At 60.0% G+C, this 26,804-nt stretch carries 25 protein-coding genes and 2 pseudogenes; 8 read left to right on the plus strand and 19 right to left on the minus strand.

Features of this window, described 5'->3' with window-relative positions; genetic code table 11:
- Nucleotides 1-103: 103 nt before the first annotated feature.
- Both AYR47_RS30985 and AYR47_RS30990 read right to left on the minus strand, forming a co-directional pair.
- A complete protein-coding gene (locus AYR47_RS30985) occupies nt 104-895 on the minus strand; it encodes a phosphate/phosphite/phosphonate ABC transporter substrate-binding protein (protein WP_061449331.1) in 792 nt (263 codons plus the stop codon).
- Between the two features lie 9 nt (nt 896-904).
- The gene (locus tag AYR47_RS30990; RefSeq protein WP_061449332.1) at nt 905-1,834 is read right to left on the minus strand and encodes a fatty acid desaturase; all 930 of its coding nucleotides are present in this window, start codon (nt 1,832-1,834) and stop codon (nt 905-907) included.
- 301 nt (nt 1,835-2,135) lie between these two features.
- Here AYR47_RS30990 and AYR47_RS30995 point away from each other — a divergent pair, with 301 nt between their 5' ends.
- Both AYR47_RS30995 and AYR47_RS31000 read left to right on the plus strand, forming a co-directional pair.
- Complete coding sequence (locus AYR47_RS30995) at nt 2,136-2,573, plus strand: GNAT family N-acetyltransferase (RefSeq protein ID WP_061449333.1); 438 nt, start codon at nt 2,136-2,138, stop codon at nt 2,571-2,573.
- A gap of 59 nt (nt 2,574-2,632) precedes the next feature.
- Nucleotides 2,633-3,451 (plus strand): class I SAM-dependent methyltransferase, encoded by an 819-nt coding sequence (locus AYR47_RS31000; RefSeq protein ID WP_061449334.1) that lies wholly within the window; start codon nt 2,633-2,635, stop codon nt 3,449-3,451.
- Between the two features lie 66 nt (nt 3,452-3,517).
- Here AYR47_RS31000 and def read toward each other — a convergent pair whose 3' ends face one another.
- From def to AYR47_RS31015, 3 genes are all read right to left on the minus strand, one after another.
- On the minus strand, nt 3,518-4,057 hold the full coding sequence (def, locus tag AYR47_RS31005; RefSeq protein ID WP_016975972.1) for a peptide deformylase: 540 nt from the start codon (nt 4,055-4,057) through the stop codon (nt 3,518-3,520).
- 3 nt (nt 4,058-4,060) lie between these two features.
- Nucleotides 4,061-5,011, minus strand: a complete 951-nt coding sequence (locus tag AYR47_RS31010; RefSeq protein WP_016975971.1) for a YihY/virulence factor BrkB family protein — start codon at nt 5,009-5,011, stop codon at nt 4,061-4,063.
- 170 nt (nt 5,012-5,181) lie between these two features.
- Nucleotides 5,182-5,367, minus strand: a complete 186-nt coding sequence (locus AYR47_RS31015) for a CsbD family protein (protein WP_016973106.1) — start codon at nt 5,365-5,367, stop codon at nt 5,182-5,184.
- A 200-nt stretch (nt 5,368-5,567) separates the two neighbouring features.
- Here AYR47_RS31015 and AYR47_RS31020 point away from each other — a divergent pair, with 200 nt between their 5' ends.
- A complete protein-coding gene (locus AYR47_RS31020; RefSeq protein WP_033896314.1) occupies nt 5,568-5,945 on the plus strand; it encodes a hypothetical protein in 378 nt (125 codons plus the stop codon).
- A 45-nt stretch (nt 5,946-5,990) separates the two neighbouring features.
- Here the strand turns inward: AYR47_RS31020 and fadD1 are convergent, their stop codons facing one another.
- Nucleotides 5,991-7,682 carry a long-chain-fatty-acid--CoA ligase FadD1 gene (fadD1, locus tag AYR47_RS31025; protein WP_033896315.1) on the minus strand — a complete coding sequence of 564 codons (1,692 nt, stop codon included), beginning with the start codon at nt 7,680-7,682 and terminating at the stop codon, nt 5,991-5,993.
- A 431-nt stretch (nt 7,683-8,113) separates the two neighbouring features.
- Entirely contained in the window at nt 8,114-9,802 is a 1,689-nt protein-coding gene (gene fadD2 / locus AYR47_RS31030; protein ID WP_061449335.1) for a long-chain-fatty-acid--CoA ligase FadD2, read from the minus strand.
- Between the two features lie 210 nt (nt 9,803-10,012).
- Between fadD2 and AYR47_RS31035 the strand changes: the two genes are divergently transcribed.
- Complete coding sequence (locus AYR47_RS31035; protein WP_061449336.1) at nt 10,013-10,957, plus strand: alpha/beta hydrolase; 945 nt, start codon at nt 10,013-10,015, stop codon at nt 10,955-10,957.
- Between the two features lie 57 nt (nt 10,958-11,014).
- Nucleotides 11,015-11,485: a MaoC family dehydratase gene (locus tag AYR47_RS31040; RefSeq protein ID WP_010208208.1), complete on the plus strand. Its 471-nt coding sequence runs from the start codon at nt 11,015-11,017 to the stop codon at nt 11,483-11,485.
- 55 nt (nt 11,486-11,540) lie between these two features.
- Here the strand turns inward: AYR47_RS31040 and AYR47_RS31045 are convergent, their stop codons facing one another.
- Complete coding sequence (locus AYR47_RS31045) at nt 11,541-12,008, minus strand: ferritin-like domain-containing protein (RefSeq protein WP_033896318.1); 468 nt, start codon at nt 12,006-12,008, stop codon at nt 11,541-11,543.
- Nucleotides 12,009-12,213: 205 nt separating this feature from the next.
- Between AYR47_RS31045 and AYR47_RS31050 the strand changes: the two are divergent.
- Nucleotides 12,214-12,449: pseudogene (locus tag AYR47_RS31050) on the plus strand (DUF3820 family protein).
- Nucleotides 12,450-12,460: 11 nt separating this feature from the next.
- On the plus strand, nt 12,461-13,636 hold the full coding sequence (locus AYR47_RS31055) for an aminotransferase class V-fold PLP-dependent enzyme (RefSeq protein WP_033896319.1): 1,176 nt from the start codon (nt 12,461-12,463) through the stop codon (nt 13,634-13,636).
- Nucleotides 13,637-13,729: 93 nt separating this feature from the next.
- Here AYR47_RS31055 and AYR47_RS31060 read toward each other — a convergent pair.
- The 3 genes and pseudogenes from AYR47_RS31060 to zwf all read right to left on the minus strand — a co-directional run bounded on the left by AYR47_RS31060 (nt 13,730) and on the right by zwf (nt 16,580).
- Nucleotides 13,730-14,396: pseudogene (locus AYR47_RS31060) on the minus strand (bifunctional 4-hydroxy-2-oxoglutarate aldolase/2-dehydro-3-deoxy-phosphogluconate aldolase).
- 17 nt (nt 14,397-14,413) lie between these two features.
- Nucleotides 14,414-15,127, minus strand: a complete 714-nt coding sequence (gene pgl / locus AYR47_RS31065; protein WP_033896320.1) for a 6-phosphogluconolactonase — start codon at nt 15,125-15,127, stop codon at nt 14,414-14,416.
- Complete coding sequence (zwf, locus tag AYR47_RS31070) at nt 15,114-16,580, minus strand: glucose-6-phosphate dehydrogenase (RefSeq protein WP_033896321.1); 1,467 nt, start codon at nt 16,578-16,580, stop codon at nt 15,114-15,116. The genes pgl and zwf overlap by 14 nt, the downstream gene beginning before the upstream one ends.
- A 220-nt stretch (nt 16,581-16,800) precedes the next feature.
- Between zwf and AYR47_RS31075 the strand changes: the two genes are divergently transcribed.
- Nucleotides 16,801-17,661 (plus strand): MurR/RpiR family transcriptional regulator, encoded by an 861-nt coding sequence (locus AYR47_RS31075; RefSeq protein WP_174555598.1) that lies wholly within the window; start codon nt 16,801-16,803, stop codon nt 17,659-17,661.
- Nucleotides 17,662-17,818: 157 nt separating this feature from the next.
- On the opposite strand, the gene AYR47_RS31080 is transcribed toward AYR47_RS31075, so the two are convergent.
- From AYR47_RS31080 to AYR47_RS31115, 8 genes are all read right to left on the minus strand, one after another.
- Complete coding sequence (locus AYR47_RS31080; RefSeq protein WP_061449337.1) at nt 17,819-18,664, minus strand: D-hexose-6-phosphate mutarotase; 846 nt, start codon at nt 18,662-18,664, stop codon at nt 17,819-17,821.
- Nucleotides 18,665-18,766: 102 nt separating this feature from the next.
- Nucleotides 18,767-20,113 (minus strand): carbohydrate porin, encoded by a 1,347-nt coding sequence (locus AYR47_RS31085; protein WP_016975394.1) that lies wholly within the window; start codon nt 20,111-20,113, stop codon nt 18,767-18,769.
- Nucleotides 20,114-20,198: 85 nt separating this feature from the next.
- Nucleotides 20,199-21,359 carry an ABC transporter ATP-binding protein gene (locus AYR47_RS31090; protein ID WP_016975396.1) on the minus strand — a complete coding sequence of 387 codons (1,161 nt, stop codon included), beginning with the start codon at nt 21,357-21,359 and terminating at the stop codon, nt 20,199-20,201.
- 2 nt (nt 21,360-21,361) lie between these two features.
- Nucleotides 21,362-22,207 carry a carbohydrate ABC transporter permease gene (locus tag AYR47_RS31095; RefSeq protein ID WP_016975397.1) on the minus strand — a complete coding sequence of 282 codons (846 nt, stop codon included), beginning with the start codon at nt 22,205-22,207 and terminating at the stop codon, nt 21,362-21,364.
- Nucleotides 22,200-23,108 (minus strand): carbohydrate ABC transporter permease, encoded by a 909-nt coding sequence (locus AYR47_RS31100; protein WP_033896325.1) that lies wholly within the window; start codon nt 23,106-23,108, stop codon nt 22,200-22,202. Before AYR47_RS31100 ends, AYR47_RS31095 begins: the two co-directional genes overlap by 8 nt.
- A gap of 79 nt (nt 23,109-23,187) precedes the next feature.
- The gene (locus tag AYR47_RS31105; RefSeq protein WP_061449338.1) at nt 23,188-24,474 is read right to left on the minus strand and encodes an ABC transporter substrate-binding protein; all 1,287 of its coding nucleotides are present in this window, start codon (nt 24,472-24,474) and stop codon (nt 23,188-23,190) included.
- A gap of 104 nt (nt 24,475-24,578) precedes the next feature.
- On the minus strand, nt 24,579-25,838 hold the full coding sequence (locus AYR47_RS31110) for a D-mannose isomerase (RefSeq protein ID WP_061449339.1): 1,260 nt from the start codon (nt 25,836-25,838) through the stop codon (nt 24,579-24,581).
- Nucleotides 25,839-25,953: 115 nt separating this feature from the next.
- Nucleotides 25,954-26,799, minus strand: a complete 846-nt coding sequence (locus tag AYR47_RS31115) for a hypothetical protein (RefSeq protein ID WP_033896328.1) — start codon at nt 26,797-26,799, stop codon at nt 25,954-25,956.
- Nucleotides 26,800-26,804: the final 5 nt, after the last annotated feature.

Below are 26,804 nucleotides of genomic sequence, written 5' to 3' on the forward strand. Positions count from 1 at the left end.
CTCCATCTGAGTAGGTTGCGCGTTATGTCCGGTGTTCCGGTGGAGCGATCCTAGCAAGGCTGCTTATTCTTTAATAATATTTAAAAGGTATTTTTATATAACCTTATTGAAGCACTGGGTAGCCCGCGCTGGCGGCTTGTTGCTCGTAGCCCAACAGCACTTGGTAGTCGTCTTCACTGGCGGGCAGTACGGCCTGCAGGCCCAGCGTCTCGGCCATCTGCGGTAAATCCTGCAGTGCCTGGTTCATGGCCTGACGGATCTGAATCACCTGCTCATCGCTCAAGCCCACTGGACCGATATAGGGCAAGGTCGGGCTCGGTGCGCTGCGCGTGACGATGCGCAGTCCCGCCACGTCCTGCGGCGCAAAACGGGCGAGGTAGTCGTAGGTGACACTGTCGATGGCCGCCAGGTCGGCGCGGTCTTCGCGCAGCCAACGCAGGCTCTCGCGGTGGGCGCCGCTGATGGCGACGCTGGCGAAGAAGCGCCCGTCGCGTTGCAAGGGGGCCAGGCGTTCGCGCAGCAGGTTCATGCCGCTGTTGGAATCGTGGCCGTTGATCACGCCACGGCTGTTGTAGAAGTCCGCCAGGGTGTGGCGTGGGTTGTCATCGCGGGTCAGCAACAGGCTGCAATGCTCGCCCTGGCTGCTATGGGGCAACTCGTAGCATGGGCGGCCGATGACGCGGACCTGGCCGCGCAGCTGGGTCATCAGCGGATAACCGCAGGTCTGGGTCAGGAGCAATTCAGGCGCAAGCCACAGACTGTGCAGGTCAAGGTGATCGGCATTGCGCCGCCCCAGGTTCAGGTGGTCGAGGATGCGCGCAAGCCACTGCTGGTTGGCCTGCTCGATCGGCTCGGGCGCGACGTACATCAGCAGCTCGGCATAGTGGTCACTCATGGTCATCTCTCACGCAAAAGGGTGCCGGGGGCTGTCGATGGCCTTGAGGCCGTGGCGGCTGATCAACTGGCCGTAGCCTTGCACCAGGAAACCGCCGCTGCGCGCCACCCATTGCTCACGTCGGGCACGGTAGACCGTGGGCAGCAAGTACCAGGGCAGTTTCGGCAGGTCGTGGTGCACCAGGTGCAGGTTGTTGTTGAGGAACAGCCAGGTCCACGGCCAGGACGCTTCGTTGAGCACGGTGCGTTGCTCCGGCTGCGGGTGCGGGCGGTGTTCATAGTAGGAACGGATCGACGCCAGGGACAAGGCCGGCACGCTGACCAGCAGCAGGTAATGCCACACCGAGAGCGCGCTGTAATGGGCGATGAAACTCAGCATCAACACGGTGACGACGCCATGGGCAAGCCACATCGGCCACACTTGGGGCAGGCGCCGATATTCGTGACGGGCCAAACGGGCGATTGCCAAGGGGGCGGCCAACACAAAGCGGCCCAGTACCGTCTTGGTCAGCCAATGCACGCCACGCTCGAACAGCGAACTGTTATCCCATTGCTGCTGGTTGAGGTACCGGCTTTCCGGGTCGATGCCCGGCAAGGTCAAGTCTTCGTCGTTGTGGTGCAGCAAGTGACTGTCGCGGTACAGCGTGTACGGGTACCACACCGCAAAGGGCGCGTAGCCGAGCAGTTTATTGAGTCGCAACGAACGGGTGGGATGGCCGTGGAGCAATTCGTGTTGCACCGACAGCCACAGCGTCACGATTGGAATCAGCAGCAAGAGGCTCAACCCCAGGCCCAGCCAATGGCTGCCCAGGATCACGGCAAACCAACCGGCGTACACGCCGATCAGCAGCAGCCAGGTCGGCCATTCGGTTCTTGCGATAAAGGTGCTGGCCAGGGCTTCGATTTCCCGGCGTTGGGTCAGATCAAGGTAGTTTGCCATCAGCCGCTCAGAGCAGGTGTTTCCTGCTCTGTGCAATGGCGCGGGAAAATCTTGCAGATCGTTTGGTTCTAAGCTTGTAACTCAGTGACCGAAAAGGCCGGTTTCAGACTTCTTGGCCTTTTTGTCTGCGCGTTTTTCATCGGCGGTCTTTGCCGGTTTTTTCTTCGCGGCTTTCTTTGAATCCATACCTTTGGCCATGATGCATGCTCCACTGACAGGGGATGTAGCACTGGGTATACCACCTATTGCCCGGCAGAAGGCGCTTATAATCCAAGGCCCTGGATAACGCTGCCTGAACACCATGCCCGAATTGAACATCGAACCGCTGGCAGAGCCGCTGTGGCCGCTGCTGAACAAGTTTTACCGCAACCACAACTCGTCAATGAAGGCCCTCAAGGGTGGGCGTTTGTGGGTGGCGCGCGACGCAGAGATCGTCGCCGGGTTGTGCCTGACGCCGGTGGTGGGAGGGCAATGGTTGACCGGGGTGTTCGTTGACCCGGCCTATCGCGGCCAAGGGCTGGCGGCGCGGGTGATCGAGGCCGCGGTTGCCGATGTCGACGGCACCCTGTGGTTGCTGTGTCATCCGGACCTGGAAGGGTTGTATCAACGGATGGGCTTCACCCAGGACACCGTGCTGCCGCAATCCCTCAGCGAACGCTGGGTACGCTACAAGCGCAACAAACCCATGATCGCGATGGGCTTAGATCGTTTGGTGAGGTCGACCGCAGATAATGTGTGATCGGCGCCTGCAGGCCCCATGCTAGCCTCGTCGGCACAGTGGCCCTTTACAGGATGATCATGAAAACGACGCTTGCAGCTCTCTCCTTCACCGCCCTGCTCGTTCCAGTCTTGGGCCAGGCAGCCGACGCGCCCATTACCGCCAAGCAGTACCAGAGCGTGCTTGGCGGCAGTTGGCGCGACCCGGCCAACAGCGCCCGCGACGGCTATCGCCATCCGCAACAGACGCTGGAATTCTTTAGCCTGGGCGCCAAGCAGACGGTGATCGAAATTACCCCCGGTGGCGGTTGGTACAGCGAACTGCTGGCGCCGTTGCTCAATGAGCATGGGCATTACATCGCCGCCGTGCAGGCGGCGAGCAGCAGCGCCTACGCGCGTACGTCCGAAGAGAACCTGAAAAAGAAATTCGCGGCTGATCCAGCTCGCTACGCCAAGGCCGAGGTGGTCGAGTTCGACCCCAAGGCGCCGGTGTTCGGCAAGCCGGCGTCGGCGGATGCCGTACTGACCTTCCGCAATGTGCATAACTGGGTCGAGGCAGGCACTGCGCCGGCCACGTTCAGTGCGTTCTACAAGGTACTGAAACCGGGCGGCGTGCTGGGCGTGGAAGATCACCGGGCCAAGGACGGCGCAGATCTGGAAGCGATCAAGGACAGCGGCTACCTGACCACCGCACAGGTGGTGAAACTGGCGACCGATGCCGGGTTCAAGCTGGCGGGACAGAGCGAGGTGAATGCCAATCCGAAGGACACCAAGGATTACCCGGCAGGCGTGTGGACGTTACCGCCGACGCTGAGATTGGGCGAACAGGATAAGGCGAAGTATGTGGCGATCGGGGAGTCGGATCGGATGACGTTGCGGTTCATCAAGCCCACCCAGTAATCCGTTTGTAATGTATTCCAACTGTGGGAGCTGGCTCCCACCGTTGGAATACACTGGGCTTGAAAGCTAGTCGTCAGCCGTGGGATCCATGTCCGGGAACATCACTTCGATAAAGCCGAACTTGGTGAAGTCGGTAATCCGCGACGGATACAACCGGCCGATCAGGTGATCGCATTCATGCTGCACCACCCGCGCATGAAAGCCCTCGGCGATGCGCACAATCGGCTCGCCCTTTGGGTCAAAACCCTCATAACGAATCTGTTGGTAACGGTCCACCGCCCCCCGCAAACCCGGCACGGACAGGCAGCCTTCATAGCCCTCTTCCAGCACCGGGCTCAGTGGTGTGATCAGTGGGTTGATCAAAATCGTCTGCGGCACCGGCGGCGCGTCCGGGTAGCGTTCGCTGGCTTCGAAGCCGAAGATCACCAATTGCAGGTCGACACCGATCTGCGGCGCTGCCAGGCCGACGCCGCCCACGTGTTCCATGGTCTGGAACATGTCGTCGATCAATTGCCACAGCTCGGGGCTGTCGAACATTTCCGGCGGGACCGGAGGCGCGATGCGCAGCAGGCGCTCGTCGCCCATTTTCAGTATTTCACGGATCATCGCTCAGACTTCATCGGCAGTGGGCTTGGAGTGGTCCCGGCCGAGGCCTGAGACGTGCTGTTTTTCATCGGTGTGGCCGGGTTCATCGAATTCTTTTTCGCCCGGATCCTTGCCCTCGGCGGACATGTGCTCGATCACCGCGTTCATCTCCGCGCCCAGCAGCAACACAGCGGCCGAAATGTAGAAGTACAGGAGCAACACGATGATCGCGCCGATACTGCCATACATGGCGTTGTAGTCGGCAAAGGTTTTGACGTAGTAGCCAAAACCCAGCGACGCGACGATCCATACCACCACCGCCAGCACTGAGCCTGGGGTGATGAAGCGGAATTTCTGCTCGACGTCGGGCATCACGTAGTACATGAGGGCCACGGCGAACATCAGCAGAATCACGATCAACGGCCAGCGCAGGATGGTCCACAAAGTCACCACGAATTCCTGCATGCCGATCTGCCCGGCCAGCCATTCCATTACCTGCGGGCCCAGCACCATCAGTGCAGCGGCGGCCAGCAACATGCCGGCGATGCCAACGGTGTAGAAAATCGACAGCGGGAAGCGCTTCCAGATCGGCCGGCCTTCAACCACATCGTAGGCGGCGTTCATCGCGCTCATCATCAGGCGCACGCCGGCCGAGGCCGTCCACAGCGCGATCACGATACCCACCGACAGCAGGCCACCCTTGGATTGCTGCAACTGGTCGATCACCGGGTTGACCTGCTCCAGGGCCTGGGGCGGCAACACCAGTTCCGACTGCAGGCGCAGCCACGTGAAAAAGTCCGGCAGGTGCAGGAAACCGATCAGGGCAATCAGGAACAGCAGGAAGGGAAACAGCGAGAACAGCATCTGGTAGGCCAGTGCCGAGGCGTAGGTGGGCATTTCGTCATCGACGAATTCCTTGACGGTGCGCAGCAGCACTTTGTGCAGCTTGAGACCATCGAGAACCGGAAAAATCATAGCGTCTCCTTTCGCCGCAAAAAGGTTGAGTTCGTGGGCGACTCAGGGGCCGTTTTCTACATCAAGGTAGCCTATTTGGCGACCTTGAAACAATTTCGAAACTTTAATCACAGCATGTGACATAAAAACGGCCATCCGTAGATGGCCGTTTGGACTGCTTGAAAGCGCGCTTACTTGGTCGCTTTTTTCACAGCGTCCTTGGTGTCGCCAACTGCTTTTTCGACTTGGCCTTTCTTTTCCTGCACCACGCCTTCAGCGCGCAGTTTGTCGTTACCGGTGACTTTGCCGACGCCTTGCTTGATGTTGCCGACGGCTTCGTCTTTCAAACCTTTTGCCTTATCCGCTGTGCTGCCCATGGTATTTCTCCGTAAGAACAATCAAGGGTTTTGGTCATTACCTAAAGATTGACCCGAGGCCGTTCGGCAGAGTTTCAATTATTTTTGCCCACGCATTTCATCGCCAGCCGCAGGTTTGGCTTTATGTTTTGCCGCCAACCCCTGAGAATGCCCGGCACATTCAGGCTCAAACGCTGAATAACAGATCCCGTAGGAAGGTTATGAAACTCAATAAAGCACAGGCCATCGCCCGCCGAAACACCGAACTGGGCGGTGCCGTACTCGGCGTCAACAACTGCCACTTCACCGACCTGGACCGCAAACGCAACATCTGGTGGTTCGACCTGCCGGTGGGCCGTATTGCCGTGGGCCAGTACGAGTGGATCCATCTGTTGATGCACAACGCCGAGACTGACCAGTTGCTGCACCTGAAGGTGCCGACCGCGTTTTTGCGTGAGCACATCGAAGGGTTGGTGGTGCGCAATGCGAACAAGCGCAAGCCGGAGATCACGCTGGAGCTGAGTGCCGACAAGGACTCGTTCTTGAAGGATGTGCGGCCAACAGGTGCTAACGTGAGCTTCGCGCATTTCGCCCTGTAACCCCCCTTCAATAAAAAACCCCGCTTCGGCGGGGTTTTTTATGGGTTACTTTTTAAGACCGAGCTTCTTCAGCTCTTCATCACGCAACTCACGCCGCAGGATCTTGCCCACGTTGGTGGTCGGCAACGCATCGCGGAATTCCACGGCCTTGGGCACCTTGTAGGCGGTGACGTTGGCGCGCATGTGCTCCATCACCTGGTCCTTGGTCAGGGTCGCGCCCGGCTTGACCACAATGAACAGCTTGATGTGTTCCCCGGACTTCTCGTCCGGCACACCGATGGCCGCACACTGCAACACGCCCGGCAGGCCTGCCAGTACATCTTCCAGCTCGTTGGGGTACACGTTGAAGCCCGACACCAGGATCATGTCCTTCTTGCGGTCGACAATGCGCATATAGCCGTCGGGCTGGATGATCGCGATGTCACCGGTCTTGAGCCAGCCTTCGCTGTCGAGCATTTCGTCGGTGGCGTCCTGGCGCTGCCAGTAGCCCTTCATCACTTGCGGGCCCTTCACGCACAGCTCGCCGGTTTCACCCAGGGCGAGTTCAGTGCCGTCGTCAGCGATGACTTTGCACACGGTGGACGGCACCGGAATGCCGATGGTGCCGATCTGGATGTGCTGGATCGGGTTCACGGTGGCCACCGGGCTGGTTTCGGTCATGCCGTAGCCTTCGCAGATGCCACAGCCGGTCACGGCCTTCCAGCGCTCGGCGGCGGCCAATTGCAGGGCCATGCCGCCGGACAGGGTGACTTTCAGCGCGGAGAAGTCCAGCTTGCGGAACGCCTCGTTGTTGCACAGCGCCACGAACAGGGTGTTCAGGCCGACAAAGCCGCTGAACTTCCACTTCGATAGTTCCTTGACCATCGCCGGCAGGTCGCGCGGGTTGCTGATCAGGATGTTGTGGTTGCCAATCAGCATCATCGCCATGCAATGAAAGGTGAACGCATAGATGTGATAAAGCGGCAGCGGCGTGATCAGGATCTCGCAACCTTCGTTGAGGTTGGAACCCATCAGCGCCTTGCACTGCAACATGTTGGCGACCAGGTTGCGGTGGGTGAGCATCGCGCCCTTGGCCACACCGGTGGTGCCGCCGGTGTATTGCAGCACGGCCACGTCGCCACTGGCCGGGCTGACGTCGTTGACCGGTTGGCCGTGCCCCTTGGCCAGCACGTCGTTGAATTTGATCGCCTGGGGCAAGTGATACGCCGGGACCATCTTCTTCACGTACTTGATGACGCTGTTGATCAGCAGGCGCTTGAGCGGCGGCAACAGGTCGGCGACTTCGGTGACGATCACGTGCTTGACGGCGGTCTTGGGCACGACCTTTTCCGCCAGGTGCGCCATGTTGGCCAGGCAGACGAGGGCCTTGGCACCGGAGTCGTTGAATTGGTGTTCCATTTCCCGCGCGGTGTACAGCGGGTTGGTGTTGACCACGATCAGGCCGGCACGGATGGCGCCGAACACGGCAACCGGGTACTGGAGGACGTTGGGCAGTTGCACGGCGATGCGATCGCCGGGCTTCAAGTCGGTGTGCTGTTGCAGGTACGCGGCGAAGGCGCCGGACAATTCGTACAATTCACCGTAGGTGATGGTCTTGCCCAGGTTGCTGAAAGCCGGTTTGTTGGCGAAGCGCTGGCAGGACTGCTTCAGTACCGCCTGAATATTCGGATACTCGTCTGGATTGATTTGTGCAGCAATCCCGGCGGGGTACTTATCCTTCCAAAAGTCTTCGTTCATGGAAGCCCACTCCTCAGCGACGTCAGCGACGCGAATTCATCATCGCATTTGATGCGATTATTATTGGTGTATGTTTTTTTAGGTGAATCTGGCGCTTTCAAGCAGGCCGAGACGTCACAAAGCGCGCCGAGAGTAGCAGCTTTGCCAAAGGTCGCCTAGAGCCAAAGGTGGGCCCTGTGGTCATAAACGCGACTGTCCTACAATATTCGGTCACACTTTAAACAACACCTAATTGCCTGCGAAAAACGCTCTGGAATAGGGTTTTCATGGCAACACAAGACGAATGTGGGAGCGGGCTTGCTGTGGTGAGGGGGCTTGTCCCCCGACAGGTTCACCGCAAATCAATGAGGACCGCTGCGCAGTCCGGCGCGGGGCAAGCCCGCTCACCACAGCAAGCCCGCTCCCACACTTTATTGCATTTCAATTCAAGGTCAGGCGATGTCGCGCAACTCACGTCGCAGGATTTTCCCCACCGGCGTCATCGGCAAAGAGTCTCGCAGCACAATATGCTTGGGCACCTTGTACCCGGTGAAGTTGGTCTTGCAGTAGGCCTTCAACTCCTCAAGGCTCACCCCCTCGGCCCGAGCCACCACAAACAGCTTCACCGCCTCCCCCGTGCGCTCGTCCGGCACGCCGATCACCGCGCAGTTGGCCACCGCTGGGTGAGCCATCACCACGTCTTCGATCTCGTTGGGGTAGACGTTGAAGCCCGACACAATGATCAGGTCTTTCTTGCGGTCGACGATGCGCACAAAGCCATCCTCGTCGATCACTGCAATGTCACCGGTCTTGAGCCAACCTTCGGCGTCCAGCGCCTCGGCGGTCGCGGCCGGTTGCTGCCAGTAGCCCTTCATCACCTGCGGGCCCTTGATGCACAACTCGCCGCGCTCGCCCAGTGGCAACTCGACGCCCTGGTCATCGATCACTTTCATCGCCGTGGCCGGCACCGGGATGCCCACGGTGCCCAGGCGGGATTTGTTGCCGTAGGGGTTGGTACTGGCCACCGGAGAGGTTTCCGTCAGACCGTAGCCCTCGCCGATGGCGCAACCGGTGATCTGCTCCCAGCGCTCGGCGGTGGCCTTGATCAATGCGGTGCCGCCGGAGTTGGTGAGCTTGAGGTGGGAGAAATCCAGGGACTTGAAGTCAGGATGGTCCATCAACGCCACGAACAGCGTGTTGAGCCCCAGAAGCCCGGTGAAACGCCACTTTTTCAGCTCCTTGATAAAGCCGCCGATGTCCCGTGGGTTGGTGATCAGCACGTTGTGATTGCCCGAGACCATCATGCACATGCAGTTCGCCGTAAACGCATAGATGTGGTACAGCGGCAGCGGCGCGATCATCACCTCCTGCCCTTCCTTGATCAGCGGGTGGCCGTCCTCACCGGTCTGGGACATGCAGGCGCGTACCTGTTGCATGTTTGCCACCAGGTTGCCGTGGGTCAGCATCGCACCCTTGGCCAGGCCGGTGGTGCCGCCGGTGTATTGCAGCACGGCGATATCGTCCAGGGTCACCGGGTGGCGCGTCACGCCCAGGCCCGCGCCCAGGTGCAAGGCGCGCTTGAACGACACCGCGCGCGGCAGGCTGTAGGCCGGGACCATCTTTTTGACCTTGTCGACCAGGGTGTTGACCAGCCAGCCTTTGGCGGCGGGCATGAAGTCGCCCATCTTGGCTTCGATCAGGTAGTCGATCTCGGTGTCGCTGCACACCTCCTGCACGCGCGAGCCGAACAGGTTGAGGTAGACCAGCGCACGCACGCCGGCGTCCTTGAACTGGTGGCGCATCTCGCGCGGGGTGTACAGCGGGTTGGTGTTGACCACGATCAGCCCGGCGCGCAAGGCGCCGAACACGGCAATCGGGTAATGCAGCACGTTGGGCATCTGCACCGCAATGCGGTCCCCCGGCTTGAGGTCGGTGTGCTGTTGCAGGTAACCGGCGAACGCCGCACTCTGGCGCTCAAGCTCGGCGTAAGTCAGGGTGATGCCCATGTTGCTGAATGCCGGACGGTCGGCAAAAGCCTTGCAGGAACGCTCGAAGACCTCGATCACCGACTTGTAGGCCGACAGGTCGATGTCATTGGGAACGCCCGCCGCGCGTTTGTCATTCCAGAAATCAGGTTGCATTATTCTTGTCCTCTTACCTGAGTGTGTCCGGCCGCTTTCCTAACGCTATAAAAAGCGGAGCTTTGGGGACGTTAGCAGCTATGGCCAAACAGGCAAATACGCTAAATCGTGTCATTGATTGTATGAATCTTGCCGCTGATGCGTAGGCAGATACCCAGTCCCTCAACAGATGAGCTATACACTGCAACGACCCTGAGCAAAGGAAGCGCCATGAACCACAGCACCTTCTGGCTGACCGCGAATGACCGCAGCCGCCTGTACGTCAATCTATGGATGCCCGAGGGCCCCGCCAAGGCCGTGGTGATGCTGTCCCACGGCATGGCTGAACACAGTGGGCGTTATGCACGCCTGGCCGAGGCCCTGTGCGGTGCCGGCTACGGCCTGTATGCGCTGGACCAGCGTGGCCATGGCCGTACCGCCGATGAAGGCACCTTGGGCCTGTACGCCGAGACGGATGGCTGGAACAAAGTGGTGGGCGACCTGGCCAGTCTCAACCAGCATATCGGCCAGCAGCAGCCGGGATTGCCGATCATTCTGCTCGGCCATAGCATGGGCAGCTATATCGCCCAGGCCTACCTGCTGCACCACAGCGCCAGCCTGCATGGGGCGATTCTCAGCGGCTCGAACTTCCAACCCGTGGCGCTCTATCGCGCCGCTCGGGTGATTGCACGCATAGAGCGCCTGCGCCAGGGCTTGCGCGGGCGCAGTGCGCTGATCGAATTCCTGTCGTTTGGCTCGTTCAACAAAGCCTTCAGGCCCAATCGCACCGCGTTCGACTGGCTCAGCCGCGACCCGGATGAGGTGGACAAGTACATCAACGACCCCCTCTGCGGGTTCCGCTGCACCAATCAGCTCTGGATCGACCTGCTCGGCGGCTTGCAGCAGATCAGCAAAGCGTCCAATCTCGCGCAGATCGATCCGGGCCTGCCGATTCTGGTGATGGGCGGCGAATGTGATCCGGTGAGTGAGGGCAAGCGTCTCAACAGTCTGGCCGACGCCTTGCGCGACGCCGGCTGCCAGCACCTGCAGCTGACTGTCTACCCGCAGGCGCGCCATGAAGTGTTCAACGAAACCAACCGCGACGCTGTCACAGCGGATGTGCTGGCGTGGCTCGACCAGGCGCTGACACTGCGCAGGCCGGCCCGCTGCGAATAATTTATCGTTTAAAATCAGTCAATTAAATTACCGATTAGCCACAGGATGCACCTTTAGATGACCCAGGTAACCAACACCCCGTACGAAGCCCTCGAAGTCGGCCAGACCGCCAGCTACAGCAAGTTGGTGGAAGAGCGCGATATCCAGCTGTTCGCCGCAATGTCCGGTGACCACAACCCGGTGCACCTGGACGCCGAGTACGCCAAGGCGACCATGTTCAAGGAGCGTATCGCCCATGGCATGTTCAGCGGCGCCCTGATCAGCGCGGCCGTGGCCTGCGAATTGCCTGGGCCGGGCACCATCTACATCGGCCAGCAGATGAGCTTCCAGAAGCCGGTGAAGATTGGCGACACCCTGACCGTGCGCCTGGAAATCCTCGAGAAGCTACCGAAATTCCGCGTTCGCATCGCCACTCGTGTGTTCAACCAGCGTGATGAGCTGGTGGTGGACGGCGAGGCGGAGATCCTGGCGCCGCGTAAGCAGCAAGTCGTGACCTTGACCGAGTTGCCGCCGATCAGCATTGGCTGATCCTGACGCATAAAAAAGCCCCGCATCGGCGGGGCTTTTTCTATTCAGCTACGCCTCAAGACTGAGCGCGAGCCTGGTTACGCAGGGCTTTCACCTGATCGTGGTTGCGTTGTACGCCGTGGTACTGACGCTCAACCAGGTCACGAATACCCAGCAGGTTGTGCTTGTTGATCTTCTCGATCGCATCTTTATAAGCCTTCAGGGCGTGGTCTTCACCGCGCTCGGCTTCGTTCAGCACCGCTTCTTCATCCTTGCCGGTGAGCATCGACTTGACGTCGACCCAGCCGCGATGCAGTGCACCGGCCACGCTGCCGGAATCTTCCGGATCACCGCCCAAGGCACGTACGGCGGTTTTCAGTTCAGCGGCGGCGGTGGCGCAGTCGGCAGAACGCTTGGCAAACAGGGCTTTGAGTTCTGGGTGCTTGATGTCTTCAGCGCACTCCTTGAAACCCTTTTGGCCGTCGATGCTGGTCTCGATCAGGTCGTTCAGTACGGAGATCGATTCTTTATTGATGTCAGTCATTTTTCAATTCCTTGTACGGGTTAGAAGGTTGTCTTAATGGTTGCAGCGCCCGTGCCAGGTTTTAACAAAACAACTTATCCTTTAATTTCAATTAGTTACGATAAATTGAACCATCTGTATGTACGTTATTTGCATGATCTGTCATTTGGCCTTCATGCAGAATGCCTGTATTTTCCAAAGTCTCGATACACACACCTGAGCCTTCATGAATCCCGAAAAACTCGAACTGCTGATCACCCGCGAAATGCCCTTCGGCAAATACAAGGGACGGATCATCGCTGACCTGCCCGGCCCGTACCTGAACTGGTTTGCCCGCGAAGGTTTCCCCCACGGCGAGCTGGGGGGCTGCTGGCCCTGATGCAGGAAATCGACAGCAACGGCTTGTCTGAATTGCTCGAACCGCTGCGCGCCAAACACGGCAAACCCGCCCCCCGCCATTAAAGAGTCATGCCATGCCAAGGAATGCAGACAACGAAAACCACTGGCACGCCATCGCCCAGCGGTATGCGCTGGAGCCCGGCCCGATCAACCTGGAAAACGGTTACTTCGGCCGTATGAGCCAAGCGGTACAGGCGCAGTACCTAGAACACGTGGCGTTTATCAACCGCAGCAACTCGCTGCATGTACGCCAGCACTTCGAGCGCGGTGAGAACGAGGCGATCCGCCGCCAACTGGCCGGACTGATCGATGTCGACCCCGCCGCCGTCGCCTTCACCCGCAATGCCACCGAAGCCCTGCAATCGCTGATCCGCAACTACAACCGCCTGCAACCGGGCGATCAGGTGCTGATCAGCGACCTCGAATACGACACCGTGAAAGGCGCCATGCGTTGGCTGGCGGGTTATCGCGGCGTGGAAGTCATCGAACTGTCCCACACGCACCCGGCGAGTTTCGACAGCCTTGTGCAGACGTATCGCGATGCATTCGTGCAATACCCGCGCTTGAAGCTGATGGCACTGACCCACGTGACCCACCGCACCGGGCTGGTCATGCCCGTGGCCGCGATTGCCCAGGCGGCGCGCGAGCAGGGTATCGATGTGATCCTCGACGGCGCCCATGCCCTGGGCCAGATCGAATTCAACCTGGCCGAACTGGGTATCCAATTTGCCGGCTTCAACCTGCACAAGTGGATTGGCGCCCCGCTGACCTTGGGCTTCCTGTACATCGCTCCCGAGCGCCTGGCCGACATCGACCCGGACATGGGCGAATTCCACTACCCCGCCACCGACGTTCGCGCACGTACGCCCTACAGCACGCCGAATTTCCCGGCGCTGATGACCTTGCCGCTGGTGCTTGAAGAACATCGGCAACTGGGCGGCGCGGCAGCCAAGGGCGCGCGAGTGAATTACTTGCGGAACTTGTGGGTCAGCCAGGTACGGGAATTGCCGGGGATCGAGGTGCTGACGCCGGACGATCCACGCTTGTATTGCGGGATAACGGCGTTCAAGTTCATTGGGAAGGATCAGCAGGTGATGACGGAGCGTTTGCTCAAGGACTACAACCTGTTCACCACGACGCGTGTGGGTGCGTCGTTTGGCACCTGTATCCGGGTGACGCCAGGGTTGGTGACGCAGGCAGCGGAGATAGCCGTGCTGGTCAAAGCCATCACCGAATTGAGCGTCGGCTAGGCGCGTTTTCAACAGGCAAAAAAAAGCGGTACACCGACCAAGTGCACCGCAAAAATGCCGTTAAGCACAGCAACAACGATTCGGTAAATCAGATCAATCCAGCAGCGCCAGCGCCTCGGCGGTGACTTCCTGGATGCGGGCCCCAGTCGCCGTTCTTGACCCACTCAGGGTCGAGCATCCAGCTACCGCCCACACACATCACGTTTTTCAACGCCATGTAGTTTTTGATGTTGGCCGGGCCGACGCCGCCGGTCGGGCAGAATTTCACTTCGCCGAACGGGCCACCCAGGGCCTTGATCGCAGCCACGCCGCCGCTGACTTCCGCCGGGAACAGTTTGAAGCGGCGATAGCCCAGGCCATAACCCTCCATGATGCCCGAGGCATTGCTGATGCCCGGCAGCAGCGGGATCGGGCTGTGTACCGAGGCTTCCAGCAGGTCGCGGGTGATGCCTGGGGTGACGATGAACTGCGAGCCAGCCACTTCGGCGGCTTCAAGCATGTGACGGTCGAGCACGGTGCCGGCACCGGTGCACAGTTCAGGGCGTTGCTCGCGCAGGACCTGAATGGCCTTGAGGCCGAACTCGGAACGCAGGGTCACTTCCAATGCGGTCAAACCACCGGCTGCCAGGGCATCGGCCAGCGGCAGGATGTCCTGTTCGCGGGCGATGGTGATCACCGGCAGGATCCGCGCCTTGGCGCAGAGGCTGTCGATCAAGGCAACTTTATCCGCCATGGACACGGTCGGTTGAGGGCTTTTCATAGCGGCTGATCCTTGGCTCATGGGCACCAGTAAATCTCTAATGTAGGTTGCAGAAACGCGCGAATCGGCATGGCAGCAACGTCGTCACTGGCCAGCGCGGCGCTCAAGGTGGTCAATTTCGAACTGCCGGAGATCGACAGCACGGTGTAGTTCGCCGTGGCCAGCAATGCGCGACTCATGGTCAGGCGTTGGTGCGGCACGGTCGGCGCCAGCATCGGCCAGCAACGGCGGATACCGTCGGCCTTCAGTGCTTCGGCGAGGTTCGGGCTGTTGGGGAACAGCGACGCGGTGTGGCCGTCATCGCCCATGCCCAGCACCAACACATCAATGGCTGGCAATTCGCCCAGCAGGCGATCGGCCTGCTCGGCAGCTTCTTCAAGGTTGGCCGCAGCGCTGTACAGGCTCAAGAACTTGGCCTTGGCCGCCGGACCTTGCAGCAGATGCTGCTTGAGCAAACCGGCATTGCTGTCGGCATGCTCCACCGGCACCCAGCGCTCGTCGGCCAGGGTGATGGTGACCTTGGACCAATCCAGGCCCTGCTTGGCCAGGTGCTGGAAAAACGCCACCGGGCTGCGGCCACCGGAGACCACCAGGGTCGCTTCGCCACGGGCGCTGATGGCCGTGCGCAGTTGCTCGGCCACGTCAGTCGCCAGGCCTTCCGCCAACAGCACCGGCGTGCGGTACTCGTGGGGGGTTACGCCCTGGGGCAGTTTCAAATCAGATATCGCCATACCACGACCTCCCATCCCGCGTGATCAGTGCAATGGAGCTCATCGGCCCCCAGGACCCCGCCGCGTACGGCTTGGGCGCATCACCGGATTTTTTCCACCCGGCGATCAACTGGTCACACCACTTCCACGCGGCTTCGATTTCATCTTTGCGAACAAACAGGTTCTGGTTGCCGCGCATCACTTCCAGCAACAACCGCTCGTAGGCATCCGGGATACGGGCGCTGCGGTAGGTGTCGGAAAAATTCAGTTGCAGCGGGCCGCTGCGCAGTTGCATGCCCTTGTCCAGGCCCTGCTCCTTGGTCATCACGCGCAAGGAAATACCTTCGTCCGGTTGCAGGCGGATGATCAGTTTGTTGCTGATCTGCAGGCGCTGCTCCGGGGCGAAGATATAGTGGGACGGTTCCTTGAAGTGGATAACAATCTGCGACAGCTTTTGCGGCATGCGCTTGCCGGTACGCAGGTAGAACGGCACCCCGGCCCAACGCCAGTTGCGGATATCGGCACGCAGGGCGACGAAGGTCTCGGTGTCGCTCTGGGTGTTGGAGTTCTCTTCTTCCAGGTAACCCGGCACCGGTTTGCCGGCGCTGTAGCCAGCGATGTACTGGCCGCGCACCACCTGGGTGGTCAGGCCGTCCGGGCTGATCGGCGCCAGGGCCTTGAGCACCTTGACCTTCTCGTCGCGGATGCTGTCGGCGGACAAGTCGGCCGGCGGGTCCATGGCGATCAGGCACAGCAGCTGCAGCAGGTGGTTCTGGATCATGTCGCGCAGCTGGCCGGCCTTGTCGAAGTAGCCCCAACGGCCTTCGATACCGACCTGCTCAGCCACAGTGATTTCCACGTGGGAGATGTAGTTCTGGTTCCACTGGGTTTCGAACAGGCTGTTGGCGAAACGCAGGGCGATCAGGTTCTGGACCGTCTCTTTGCCCAGGTAGTGGTCGATGCGGTAGGTGCGGTTTTCCGGGAAAAACTGCGCCACGGCGTCGTTGACCTTGCGCGAGGACTCCAGGTCCGAACCGATGGGTTTTTCCAGCACCACGCGGGTGTTTTCCGCCAGGCCGACCTTGGACAGGTTCTCGCAGATCGCGCCATACACCGCCGCCGGGGTGGCGAAGTAGGCAATCAGGCGTTGCTCGGTGCCGGCGATGTCCGCCAGGGCCACGTAGTCATCGGCCTTCAGGAAATCGACGTGCACATAAGTGAGGCGTGCCAGGAAACGCTGGGCAATGGCTTCGTCCAGCTCCTTGCCGACGAATTCGCGCAGGGCGTGTTCGATATGGGCCAGGTGCTGTTGCTCGGAACCGGCTTCACGGGCCAGGGCCAGGATGCGCGTATCGTCGTGCAGCAGTCCGGCGCCATCGAGTTGATAGAGGGCAGGAAATAACTTGCGCAGCGCCAGATCACCCAAGGCGCCAAACAGGGCAAAGGTGCAGGGTTCTACGGTTATCGAAGGCATGATGTTTGTTCTTTTATCAAGTTAAGCTACAAATACCTTTTTTCAAGGCATCACTCAAGGAAAAATGTAGTAATAACCACAACATTTTCCCGAAATACGCATTCCGAGTGGTGGTGTTCAGCTACCCTCAGTAGGATAGGCCACCGCAAAAGGCCACTCGTCGATTGGCTGCCACCTTTTTATTTGCATCGTCGCCCGAAGGAAAGACTGAATGGACCGCGTGCGAAATCTTCTGGAACAGATCCGGAACCGCCTCGAAGAATTGAACAAGGCTGAGAAAAAAGTCGCCGAGGTCATCCTGCTCAACCCGCAGCAGGCGACCCGCTTCTCTATCGCCGCCCTCGCCCAGGCTGCCTCGGTCAGTGAACCGACGGTCAACCGTTTCTGCCGTTCGTTCGGCGTGAGCGGTTACCCTGAGCTGAAATTGCAGTTGGCGCAAAGCCTGGCCAGTGGTGCCGCGTATGTCAGCCGTGCAGTGGAGGCCGATGATAACCCGGAGGCTTACACGCAGAAGATCTTTGGCAGTGCCATTGCATCCCTGGACAGTGCCTGCCAGGCGCTGGACCCGAACTTGATCAGCAAAGCCGTGGACCTGTTGATCCAGGCGCGGCAGATCCACTTCTTCGGCCTGGGCGCCTCGGCCCCAGTGGCGATGGATGCGCTGCACAAGTTCTTCCGCTTCAACCTGGCAGTGACGGCGCATGCCGATGTACTGATGCAGCGCATGATCGCCTCGGTGGCCCACACGGGCGAGTTGTTCGTGATCATTTCCTACACCGGCCGCACCCGTGAGCTGGTGGAAGTGGCGCGCATCGCGCGCGAAAACGGCGCATCCGTGCTGGGCGTGACCGCCGAGAACTCACCGCTGGCCAAGGCCAGTACGGTGAGCCTGAACATTCCGTTGCCGGAAGACACTGACATCTACATGCCGATGACCTCGCGGATCATCCAACTGACGGTGCTGGATGTGTTGGCGACCGGCATGACCTTGCGCCGTGGCGTGGATTTCCAGCCGCATTTGCGCAAGATCAAAGAGAGTTTGAATGACAGCCGGTATCCGGTGGGGGATGAGTTCAACTAATAACGCTCCCCCTGTGGCGAGGGAGCTTGCTCCCGCTGGGGCGCGAAGCGGCCCTAAATCAGGCAACCGAGTCCTTACTGAAAGAATGCGGTGACCTTATTGGGGCTGCTTCGCAGCCCAGCGGGAGCAAGCTCCCTCGCCACAGAGACCAGCACCGCTAAACCCCAGCCCGCGCCTGCAGGCTAAGATGCGCCCGCTCTCCCGGCGCCAGGCTGGCCCCGGCCATCGCCGACTCCACGCACACAAACCCCGACGCCTCGTTGAAGCTCACGCCCAACAGCGGCCGGCTGCCCGGATGCCACACCACGGTGTCGGCGCTGTCGCCCGTATCGATACACAGCTCACGCTGCCAGGCATGGTCCTTGAGCTGCAATTCGCCGTCATGCTGGAACACCCGCTGGCAACCACCCTCCACGCGTAGCTCGCCTTCCTGCTGGCAAACCTGGCGATTGAGTTGGTCATAACCTTGCGCGCCTTCGAGTCCAGACAGCGCTACCTCGTCAACGTGACCAATACGCCAGTAAGCATGCAAAGCATGGCTCAATTGGCACGGCAGTTCGTCCTGATGCTCGGTGCTCAAGCGCAATTCCAGGGTTTCGCCCAGGTGCGCATGCAGGTCCACTTGCCAGTCACACAGCTGCAATTGCCAGTGCAGGCGTACGCCGTCGTCGCTGGTGCTGCTGTCGAGCAGTTTCCAGTCGATCAGCCGCGCCCAGCCATGGGAGGGCCAGGCATTTTCGCTCGGGTGACGGCCATACCACGGCCAGCACACCGGTATGCCACCCCGGATGGCGCCCACTTGCGGCCACTTGGCTGCACACCACAGCCAAGGCTTTTGACCGGTAGGCTGAAAGTGCAGCAATTGCGCGCCCTGGCGGCTGAACACCGCCTGGCACAGCGGATGGTCGATCACCAACACGTCACGCATCTGGAAGCGTTCCCAGGCGAACACCGGACGCTCGCGCAGGGATTTGAAAAAGCGTTGCAGCGGTTGCTCATGCATGTGCCACAGTCCTGAATGTCTTCACAGTGCTGCCCAAAAAAAGCGGGTAGCCATGGCTACCCGCAAAATGCGCACAGAGAGAAGGAGCTTATCGCAACAGCGTTAGAACGTAGACTGAATTTTCAGGCCGGCTACCAACGCGTTGTCGACTTTATCCACGCCGCCAGGTTGCACGACGTATTGCAGGTTTGGACGCACGGTCAGCCAGTTGGTGACGTGGAAACCGTAGTTGAGTTCAACGTTGTATTCAGTCTCACGGATCGGCGTGTACAGCGGGTTATCGTAGTCGCTTACACCATTGGCGGCGTTGAGCAGCTCAGAGTTCTTCTTCACGTCATCGTTGACGTGCAGGCGAGCGACGCCGATACCGACGTCATCTTTTGGACGCGCGTCGAATGGCCCTTTGTACACCAGCATGATCGACTGATAGTTATCGACCAGGTTGGTTTCTTTGTCGTGGAAGGTAGCGTTGGCGGCGATGTTCAGGCCGCGGGAAGCATCGCCGTTATGCGTGGTGAGTTGCTGTTGGGCAACGAACCAGTAGCCTTTCTTGCTGCTGCGGGTACGGTAAGCCGCGCCAGTGGTTGCTGCATCGTTGCCGTTGATATCTTCACGAACGTCCGAAGCATCGGCGGCACTTTTGTAGTAACCCACACGGTATTCGCCCGGCAGGTTGTTGACCTTCGGCGACCAGACCAATTCCACCGGAATTACGGTGCCTTTGGTGCCGCTGCCGCTGAGTTTGAAGCCGTTGCCGTGCTCCAACTGCGACGGGTTCTGGTTGTACGCACCGATTTGCGCATACAGCTCAGGCGTGATGTTGTACTTCACGCGGATCGCCGCCTGGCTAACCGGCCAGTTGTACCAGGTGTTTACGTAGTTACCCACTTGCGAGCCGCAGAACGACAGGTTCTGGAAGTCGCACGGGAAGGTGTTGAAGTCTTCGCCTTCACCGAAGTAACCGAGTTTCACGTCCAGCTTGTTGTCGAACATCTGGTGCTGGATCCAGAACTGGGTCAGACGCACCATGTGGCCACGCCCGTAGACTTCTTGAGACGAACTCAAGGTGCCGGCACGCGGGTCGCCAATACGGTCATTGGAGATATTCTGGCCATTACGGTTGGTCAACTGGATCTTGGCTTGGGTGTTATCCCAACCCCACAACTTTTGCAGGTCCAGTGCTACGCCCAGACCGAATTGATCGGAGTAACGACCGGTCTTGTCGTTGTTGTAACCACCTTTGGCGTTGTAGCCCATCTCCCCAACGTAGTCAGCCTTGATGTCGATACCTTGCTCGATCAGCTTGGTACGCTCACCACCCCAGTCGCCGGTCATCCATTTCGAATCAGCACTGAATGCATCGGCCGCCATCGCATTGGCGGACAGAACCAGGGCTGCTGCAGCTGACATTTGGCAGATCAGCCGAGTGTTGTTGTGTTGCTTTTTCATCCCTACATCCTCGTCTTTATTGTTATTAAACTGTTTTTATCTAACGCGGTTTACTTTTTTTATCTAAAACAACAACTTATCTGCTTCAACGGCCTTTGAATTGGGCCACATTGTCGGCATGCCCCTGTGCGGGCAATGAAGAAGCAGTGCCCAGTCGCTCGCCGGTGTTGGCGTCGAACAGCAATACCTTGGAAGGATCGAATTGCAGGGTCAGGGTCTCGCCCACCTGCGGTGCCACGTCGGGTGCCAGGCGGCAGCAGACCTTGGTGTCATTGAGTTGCACAAATACCAGGGTGTCCGGGCCGGTCGGCTCGGTGACCTGGACTTCTGCACGGATGCTCGACGCACTGTCGCCCTCGCCCGAGGCCAACATGATTTGCTCCGGACGCAAGCCCAGGATCACGTCGCGGTCTTCAAGGCCGGCATCGGTGGTGTTCAGCGCCAGTTCGCAACGGGCCTGGCCGCTGTCGAGCAGGGCCACCAGGCGACCGTCCTTGCGTTGCAGGCGCAGGGGCACGAAGTTCATCGGCGGCGAACCGATAAAGCTCGCCACGAACTGGTTGGCCGGGTTGTTATAGATTTCTTTCGGCGTACCGAATTGCTGGATGATGCCGTCCTTCATCACCGCAACCTTGTCGCCCAGGGTCATTGCTTCGATCTGGTCGTGGGTCACGTAGACCGTGGTGGTCTTGAGGCGCTGGTGCATCAGTTTCATTTCGGTGCGCATCTCGACGCGCAGCTTGGCGTCGAGGTTGGACAGCGGTTCGTCGAACAGGTAGATCTTCGGCCGACGCGCCAGGGCACGGCCCATGGCCACGCGCTGTTGCTGGCCGCCGGAGAGTTGGCCAGGCTTGCGGTTGAGCAGGTGTTCGATCTGCAGCAGCTTGGCCACACGCGCCACTTCGGCGTCGATATCGGCCTGGGGCATCTTGCGGATCTTGAGGCCGAACTCGATGTTCTCGCGCACGCTCATGGTCGGGTACAGCGCGTAGGACTGGAACACCATGGCGATGTCACGGTCCTTGGGGCTCATGCCGCTGACGTCCTGGTCGCCAATCATGATGGCGCCACCGGTGATGGTCTCAAGCCCGGCGATGCAGTTCATCAGCGTGGATTTGCCGCACCCCGAAGGGCCGACCAGGATCAGGAATTCGCCTTCCTTGATCGACAGTTCGATGTTCTTCAAGGTGTCGGGCAGGCCGGCGCCATAGGTCTTGTTTACATTGCGAAGTTCAAGCGTAGCCATGATTACCCCTTGACCGCGCCGGCCGTGAGGCCGCGCACGAAATACTTGCCTGCGATCACATAGACCAGCAGGGTCGGCAGCCCGGCGATCATCGCCGCCGCCATATCCACGTTATATTCCTTGGCCCCGGTGCTGGTGTTGACCAGGTTGTTCAGCGCCACAGTGATGGGCTGGGAGTCACCACTGGAGAACACCACGCCGAACAGGAAGTCGTTCCAGATCTGGGTGAACTGCCAGATCAGGCAGACCATGATGATCGGGGTCGACATCGGCAGAATGATCTGACGGAAGATGGTGAAGAAACCTGCACCGTCCAAACGCGCGGCCTTGATCAGCGCATCCGGTATGCTCACGTAGTAGTTACGGAAGAACAGCGTGGTGAACGCCAGGCCGTAGACCACGTGCACGAACACCAGGCCGGTGGTGGTGCTGGCCAGGCCCATCTTGCCCAGGGTGAACGACGCCGGCAGCAGCACGGTCTGGAACGGCAGGAAGCAGCCGAACAACAGCAGGCCGAAGAACAGCTGCGAGCCTTTGAAGCGCCAGAACGACAGCACATAACCGTTCAACGCACCGATGGCGGTGGAGATCAGTACGGCCGGAACGGTGATCTTGATCGAGTTCCAGAAGTAACCGTCTACCGTGGCCCAGGCCTTGACCCAGCCGATGCCGGTGACCACGGTCGGCCAGCTCAGCAGGTTGCCGGAGCTGATGTCTTCCGGGGTCTTGAAGCTGGTGAGCAGCATCACCACCAGCGGCACCAGGTACAGCAGCACGGCGAGGATCAGCACCGCGTAGATCGCGATACGACTCAGGCTGATGGGTGATTTGGAGGCGAGACTAGTCATTACGTTTGGTCCTCAGCTCGGAGTAGAGGTAAGGCACGATGATCGCGAGGATCGCACCGAGCATCAGGATGGCACTGGCCGAACCCATGCCCATCTGGCCACGGCTGAAGGTGAACGAGTACATGAACATCGCAGGCAGGTCGGACGAGTAGCCCGGGCCGCCGGCGGTCATCGCCGCTACCAGGTCGAAGCTCTTGATCGCAATGTGCGCCAGGATCATCACCGCACTGAAGAACACCGGACGCAGGCTTGGCAGCACCACGCTCCAGTAGATGCGTGGCAGGCTCGCGCCATCGATCTGTGCAGCGCGCACGATCGATTGATCGACACCGCGCAGGCCAGCGAGGAACATCGCCATGATGAAACCCGAGGCTTGCCAGACGGCGGCGATCACCAGGCAGTAGACGACGCGGTCCGGGTCGATCAGCCAGTCGAGACGGAAGCCTTCCCAGCCCCAGTCACGCAGGAGTTTGTCCAGGCCCATGCCTGGGTTGAGCAGCCACTTCCAGGCGGTACCGGTGACGATCATCGAGAGCGCCATCGGGTACAGGTAAATGGTGCGAATGAAGCCTTCACGACGGATTTTCTGGTCGAGGAAGATCGCCAGGGTCACGCCGATGACCAGGGTGATACCGATGAACATCCCGCCAAACACCGCCAGGTTCTTGCTCGCTACCCACCAGCGGTCGTTGTCGAACAACCGCGCGTATTGCGCAAGGCCCGCCCATTTGTAGGTCGGCAGGAACGTGGAATTGGTGAACGACAGCACAAACGTCCACAGGATGTAGCCGTAGAAGCCCACCAGCACGATGAACATGCTGGGCGCCAGCACCAGTTTGGGTAGCCAGCGCTGCAGTGCATCGAACGGCGAGGCTTTGCTGAACACAGCAACAGAACTCATGGGGAAATCCAGTACAGGGAAAAAGGACTACAGGAACAAGCCGTGTGGGGGGCTAGGGAGCCCCCCACAAGGTCAACCGTTACTTGGCAGACTTGATCGCAGCGCCCAATTTCTTGGCGGTGTCGGCTGGGTCGGCTTTCGGGTCGTTGATGTAGTTGGTCACGACATCAAAGAACGCACCTTGCACCGCCAGGGTAGTGGCCATGTTGTGCGCCATGCTTGGCTGCAGGCCGCCGGTCTTGGCGTCTGCGAGGAAGTCCTTGGCAGCGGTCTGGGCGCAGGAGTCGAAGCCGTAGGAATCCATTTTGTTCAGCATGTCGTTGCGAACAGGGATCGAACCCTTGTTGATGCTGAACACTTTCTGGAAGTTCTCACCCAGCACGACTTTGGCAATGTCCTGCTGGCCAGCAGCGGTACCTTTGTCTTTTTGCTTGAACACCGCCAGGGAGTCGATGTTGTAGGTGAAGGCTTTGTCGGTGCCTGGGAAGGCTACGCACTCGTAGTCCTTGCCAGCGACTTTCTTGGCCGCGGTCCATTCGGACTTGGCCCAGTCACCCATGATCTGCATGCCGGCCTTGCCGTTGATGACTTTGCCCGCTTCGAGGTTCCAGTCCTGACCTTTGCCGTCGACGTCCATGTAGGTCGCGACTTTCTTCAGTTCGGTCAGGGCCTTGACCATTTCCGGACCGGTCAGCGCGCCGTTATCCAGGTCAACCAGGGCTTTCTTGTAGCCATCGGCACCCATCACCGACAGAACGACCGCTTCGAACACGGTGCTGTCCTGCCAAGGCTGGCCACCGTGGGCGAGCGGAATGAAGCCCGCGGCTTTCAGCTTGTCGCCGGCTGCGTAGAATTCTTCGAGGGTGGTCGGGTTCTTGGTGATACCGGCTTTCTTGAAGACTTCCGGGTTGATCCACAGCCAGTTCACGCGGTGGATGTTGACCGGTACGGCGACGTAGTCACCTTCGTACTTCACGGTGTCGGAGACTTTCTTGTCGAGCAGGGAGTCCCACTTCTCTTCTTTGGCGACGTCTTTGAGCACGTCGGTGTCGAGCAAGCCGGTGGACGCCCATTCCTGGATGTCGGGGCCTTTGATCTGGGCAACGCCTGGCGGGTTGCCAGCAACCGCGCGGCTTTTCAGCACGGTCATGGCGGTGGCGCCACCGCCACCTGCTACGGCGCCGTCTTTCCAGACGAAACCATCTTTCTCAACTTGGGCCTTCAGGACATCTACGGCCGCCTTTTCACCGCCCGAGGTCCACCAATGCACAACTTCAACCGTCCCTTTCGAGTCGGCGGCAAATGCAGAGAGGGGAAACAACGAGGCAATGGAAATAGCAACGGCGAGGCGATTAATCGCGTTCATCTGAGTACCTTTTCTTGTTGTTATGCATGCAAGTCTTAGGCTTGCGCTGCACGGAGTTTAAACATGGATTTTTCAGGCGCAGGTAACAAAGGGATGGACAAATGTCACCAACCGGTGACATAGCGCCCAGCCCCGATGGCACTGGCCATGCTTGGCGCCAGCGGCAGCGCAGGCAGCAATACCGCTTGCCAGGCATGGTACAGGTCGGGCTTGCCACCCCAGATGACGCTGCTGGGTTGGTTGTGGGGGCTGAGTTCGTGGTGCCAGCTGCCGCGAATACGGTCGATGAAGTGGGTCTCGCAAAACTCCCAGAAACGCCGGTACCAGGTTTCGTAGTGCAACTCGCCGGTGCGTTTGAGCAAGGCCTGGGCTGCGGCGCTGGCTTCGGCGTGGGTCCAGTGCAGGCGTTCGCGCACCACCGGGCGCTGGTTCCAGTCGAGGGTGTAGACGATGCCGGGGGCACCATCCACGGACCAGGCGTATTCGCAGGCGCTGGCGAACAAGCCCTTGGCATCGGTCACCAGCCATTCGGGCGTGGCAAGCCCGGCATGCAGGCGCGCGGCTTCCAGGTGCAGCACCAGCCGCGCCCATTCAAAACCGTGGCCGGGAGTGATGCCGTAGGGGCGGAAGCCGTCGGCTGGGTTGTCTTCGTTGTAACCGAGCAAAGGTTGCCAGTGTGTGTCGAAATGTTCGATCACCATGAACTGGTTGCCGGCCGCGTGGGTGTGGATAACCCGCTCGACAATGCGCAAGGCGCGGTCCAGCCAGCGCGTATCGCCGGTGACATCGGCCAGCGCGAGGAAGGCTTCGGTGGCGTGCATGTTGCTGTTGGCGCCGCGATAGGCTTCGACACCGCTCCAGTCCTGGGCAAAGGATTCAAGCATCACGCCCTCCTCCTCGCTCCAGAAAAACTGGTCGATGATATGGACAGCGTCGGTCAGAAGGTTTTGTGCACCGGGCGCACCCGCCACCACTGCCGAGCTGGCGGCCAGGGCAACAAACGCGTGCAGGTAAGCCGCCTTGCCCCGGTTGCCATTGAGGGCGTGGGGCGTGGCAAACCAGCCACCGTGCTCACTGTCACGCAGCGGGCCACTGAGGGCTGCAACGCCATGCGCAACCAGCTCGGCATACCCCGGCAAGCCCAAGGCGTGGGCCATGGCGAAGCTGTGAGTCATGCGGGCGGTGTTCATGGTTTCGGCGTGGGCATCGGCCGGCAATTGGCCTTTGTCGTCCAGGTTGCCAAAGCCGTCGGGCAGTCGGGACGCCTTGGCGAAGGCCAGCAGGCGCTGTCCCTCGGCCGCGAGCCAGGCGTGGTGGGCAGGCGCGTTCAGCCAACTGCTGGCAGGCAGTGGTTGCGTGGTCATGGGTGGCCCTTATTGTTTTTTGTGGGATGACCGGAGTCTAAACAAGGGCGCGGTGGGGGCAAGTAACGAAGGGGATGGGAAATGTCACCAAGTGGTGACATTCCCAACAGCAGCCTCATTGCCCGAGCGGGGTGACCCTTGCCGGCGCATTCAACTGCTGGTTCAGGTTCTGCACCTGGCTCTGCAACGTGGTGATATTGCGCGTGGTCTGGATACGGAACACGTCGAACTCTTTATTGGTCGGTGCATCGCTGTTGGCCGGCTGGTTGTCCTGGGCGCTCTTGAGCACCACAAGGTCCTGCTCGATACGGGCGATGGCAGCGCTTGGATTGCCTTGTTTCTTCAAGGCCGCCACGTCCGCAGTGAGCTCCTTGATTTCGTTATCGCGCTTGCTGGCGTCAACTTGCGCCGCCTTGAGCGTCGCCACGGCGTCGGTCAACGCCTGCACTTGGCCCTGCAATTTGCTGTTGGCATTGGACAGGTCAGTGGTGCTGGCGGTCATCTGCGCCAGGCGCTTATCCAACTCGGTGGCTTGCCCAGCCACGCCGACCTGCTGCTTGCCCTGCTCCAGCAACTGGCTTTCAAGCTGCTTGATCTGCAGTTTCAGCGCTTCGCTGCCGTTATTGACGCTGGCCTCGCTGGCCACCACCTTGCCGGAAATGTCCTGCAGGCGCCCCGCCGCTTCTTCGCTGATGCGCGCGAAGCTTTCCTGGGTGGCCACCAACTGCTGGCCCATCAGGGAGATCTGCTGGAAGCTCCACCAGGCCAGGCCCGCAAAGGCGATCAGCAGCGCACCGATCAAGGCCCATAATGGCCCGGTGCTGGCGCTCTTGACCTTGACCACTTTGGTGTTGCGCGAGCGCACCGAGGTGGCCGGGGTCGGTTCGAAATCATCGTCATCCCCGACATCGGCCCGCAGGCTGGGAACGTTGTCGAAGTCGTCTTTAGCATCGTTGCGCATGTATC

The organism is Pseudomonas azotoformans, from assembly GCF_001579805.1.
Classification (GTDB): Bacteria; Pseudomonadota; Gammaproteobacteria; order Pseudomonadales; family Pseudomonadaceae; genus Aquipseudomonas; species Aquipseudomonas azotoformans_A.